At 42.2% G+C, this 3597-nt stretch carries 3 protein-coding genes and 1 pseudogene; 3 read left to right on the top strand and 1 reads right to left on the bottom strand.

All coding sequences use genetic code 11. The features are described from left to right. Window positions 1-75: 75 nt before the first annotated feature. From BM388_RS18295 to BM388_RS17365, 3 genes and pseudogenes are all read left to right on the top strand, one after another. Window positions 76-417, top strand: a pseudogene (locus BM388_RS18295) (DUF6932 family protein); the annotation flags it as partial. Beyond that, window positions 414-1676, top strand: coding sequence for an XRE family transcriptional regulator (locus tag BM388_RS17370; RefSeq protein ID WP_089852481.1), 1263 nt, complete (start codon window positions 414-416; stop codon window positions 1674-1676). The pseudogene BM388_RS18295 and the gene BM388_RS17370, both read left to right, overlap by 4 nt. Next, window positions 1676-2749: a beta family protein gene (locus BM388_RS17365; protein WP_089852479.1), complete on the top strand. Its 1074-nt coding sequence runs from the start codon at window positions 1676-1678 to the stop codon at window positions 2747-2749. Before BM388_RS17370 ends, BM388_RS17365 begins: the two co-directional genes overlap by 1 nt. On the opposite strand, the gene BM388_RS17755 is transcribed toward BM388_RS17365, so the two are convergent. Then, window positions 2718-3314, bottom strand: a complete 597-nt coding sequence (locus BM388_RS17755) for a sce7726 family protein (protein ID WP_139233995.1) — start codon at window positions 3312-3314, stop codon at window positions 2718-2720. The two genes, BM388_RS17365 and BM388_RS17755, sit on opposite strands and share 32 nt — an antisense overlap. Window positions 3315-3597: the final 283 nt, after the last annotated feature.

The raw sequence follows: 3597 nt of genomic DNA, 5'->3' as shown, positions 1-3597 counted from the left end.
CTGCTGTACTGCCGACGTGTCTTGCTCATGATCAGGGTCTCCTGGTCGGTCTGATCAGAGCTTAGCGCCTGGTCCGAATTTCAGGGACCACTTCAACGTGCTGGATGCAGACGTTTATTTCTAGACGGTAGTTATGTCACTGGGAAGCCTAATCCGGGGGATTACGATGGATGTTGGGATCCGTGTGCCGTTGATCCGCGCTTACTAGACCCGGTTCTTCTTGATTTCTCAGAAATGCGAAGGAAACAAAAAGAAAAGTTTCTGGGGGAGGTGTTTCCTTTCTCTTTAGAAGCCGCGCCTGGTAAGAAATTTATAGATTTTTTTCAGATAGAAAAACATTCTGGAGGTGAGAAAGGTATTGTCGCTATCGACTTAACTGCTGAAGCCTTTAACGCTGTTGAAGGAGGGTCGTCATGATTTGCAATGAAAGGCAATACAAAATCACTTCAAAGCAGCTTGAGGAGCTAAAAACTGCCTTGATCTCTTTAAATGAAGGGGAGGCTAGTGATTGGCTTGTCAAAGCACAAAAGGCAGCTTTAGAGAGTCAGATATCTGATCTAGAGTCTCAAGTTTCTGAGTATTCGTTTCTAAAGCAAGGTCATGTAAGGCATTCTGAACACTCTGATCTAAGCAGTTTGCCTCGGGTTTTAATCCAAGCTCGAATAGCAAAAGGGCTGTCTCATAAGTCTTTAGCAGACTTGATCAAAGTTAAACCTCAGCAGATACAAAGATACGAATCTTCAGAGTATATGGGGGCTAGCCTATCTAGGTTAATTGAAATTTCCCAGATATTGAATGTAAAGGTTTCTGAATCCTGGGGGGGATCTTCGGATTCTAGTGGAAGTGCTGTTTTCGTTTGGGAAAAAGAGGAAGATGTAGATTGGTCTGAATTTCCCATAAAAGAAATGATAAAAAGAGGTTGGGTCGAGCTTAAGCATAAGGCATCACCGGCTGAGGCAGTTAAGAATTTCTTTTTACGTGCAGCTGGAGGCCAGTATGCTACGGCTTTACATAGAAAAAAGTTTTACGGAGGAAACTCTCCAAAAGAGTATTCTCTGCTTGCTTGGCAAGCAAGGGTACTTGAGAAGGCCCGAGATGTTGCTTCCTCTGGAAATGTCGGTGAGTTTTTCTTAAATGACAGCTGGGTAAGGGAACTCGCGTTACTGTCTGCTTCAGACAATGCTCTTGAAAATGTTAAAGAGTTTCTGGCATCCAAAGGTGTCATACTTATAATTGAGCCGCATCTGCAAGGTACATATTTAGACGGTGCTGCTATGATGCTGGATACTGGGCATCCAGTCATTGCGATTACGCTACGTCATGATAGATTAGATAATTTTTGGTTTGTGATTTTCCATGAGCTTGGCCATGTTTTTCTGCACCTTTACGATTCGTTAAATATGGATTTCTTTGACGAAGAAGACGGAAGTTATCATGATCCTCTTGAGGAGGAGGCTGACAAATTTGCGTTGGATTCCCTAATTCCTCAGGATGCCTGGGATACGTGCTTGTCCAGGTTTTCAATGAGCCGCCAATCAGTTTTAAGAGATGCAGAAAGATTGAAGATTCATCCTAGTATTATTGCAGGGCGAATTAGAAAAGAGAGAAACAACTATACGATATTAACCGACTTGGTAGGGCATGGTGAGGTACGTACTGTTCTCGGAGGAGATTGATGGATAACCCTTTTCTTTATATGCCGGTAACTAAGTGGCGGCAAGGTGAGTACCAAGCTTTGCTTAGATTACACGAGCCGGTTAAAGATCACGTCTTACCGCTAATTGTAGTTCCGCCTGTCGAATATGATTTTGAGGAGAGGCGCCCAAAAAAAACAGTACAAGAGCATATTCAGCCTTTTGCAAAACGCTTTATCAAAAAGTGGGGAGGCAGGAAGGCTTGTATCGACCTCCATGAGAGCCTTGTTTCTGCTCGGATGCAGAATGCGAGCTTTGTTGTAAGCTATATTTTTGAAGAGTTAAGGCAGGAAGGGTGTGCTGCTATCCCCGTGATTAGGCTTTCTCATGACGTGAGCTTTCTCAGCGAGGTTAAGTACATTGTTTCTGTTGATGGAAAAGGAGTCGCATTACGTATCTCTCTTGATGATATTATGTCTCCGAATATTGATTCTTTGGTCAAGTCAGTAATGTCACGACTCGACGTTGATATTTCCAATGTTGACTTGATTATTGATATTGAACAACCGGAATCTTTTCAACCCTATGATGTTTTCTCTAAAGCACTGTCAAGTGCTATAAGGAATATCTCAGACTTGGTTGCATTCAGGACTTTTTTTGTCGCTGGAACTTCTTTGAAGTTATCTAACGTCCAGCGACCTGGAGGAGAGCCAACCCGACATGAATGGCTGTTTTATAAAGAGCTGGCTCGTGAGCTAAAAGACATTAGAGTTCCTGACTATGGGGATTATACTATCGAAACCCCTGATTTCATTGACCAGGACATGAGGTTTCTAAAGCCCGCTGGTAAGATTGTATATACGACAGACAGTACTTGGCTGGTACCAAAAGGTAAAAATTTTAGAGAGGACAATGGTCAAATGGTTGGTCACTGCTCCTATATTGTCAGCTCTGGTAAATATTGTGGGCCAAAATTTTCTCACGGAGATAAAAGGATATATAATACTTTACATAAAATTGAAGGTACTGGCAATCAGGGGACATGGAAAGGAGTGGGTGTGAACCACCATATTACATTTGTTATTAAACAGCTCTCCACGTTTCGCGTTTACTAAACTTGTTTTTTATCCAAGCCACTAGTTCTTCCATTTTTGCATGGTTTGCTATTTCTTCATACAGTGCTTTCCTGTTCTTGTTGTTTAGATTGCTCTTCATTCCGTATTCCTGTAGGAGTTCTATGGCTTCTTTTTTCCAAAGTAAATGTGCTAGCTCGACCATATCTACGCTTGGGTTTTTAGAAGGCCGTCTTATGGTCTTGAACTTTACTCCTCCTCTAGGTCCTATTTCTACTTTTATAACTCCGCACCAATCTGGCGAGACGTTTAAAATCTCATCAATATGATTTGGGGCTGCAACAATGGTAAGTTTTTGGAGGCTTTTTCTATACTGGTCAAGTTGAGAGATGAATCTTGAAAGGTTGTCTTTCGAGCTCTTTATTTCATAGCCGTGTATATCGCCGTTGATAACAGCAATGTCTATTCTATTCTTCCCATGAGCAAGGCCCAGTTCATCCAAAACTATGGTCTGGGGGCAGTTGTGCTGATGTTGCAATATTTTTTTATGCAATGCCTCTCTAATCAGGGCATCTGTAGATTGCATGAATTTTCTCTGCATGTTCATGCCCGCCTACTTCTCCATGCTATCAAGTTCACAATAAGAGTTGTGTAGCCTATTAAAGAACCTTTCATTGTACCATGATTCTTCTTCCTGCGTAAGAGGGGCTTGGAGTTCATTGTCTTCGCCATTTGGCAATTGCTGAGCTATATTCATTGGGTTATGCAACCATTAATTCGCATAAATTTATATTTATTCCTGGATTCATAGAATAACTGCAGCGCTTTGGACCACACGGTAGAGGTAGGAGGGCCAGCGCCGATACCCTCCCTGCTTTACCGACCAAAGT

It is taken from the genome of Halomonas saccharevitans (assembly GCF_900116405.1).
Classification (GTDB): Bacteria; Pseudomonadota; Gammaproteobacteria; order Pseudomonadales; family Halomonadaceae; genus Halomonas; species Halomonas saccharevitans.
This window is presented reverse-complemented; position numbering and strand designations above follow the sequence as displayed.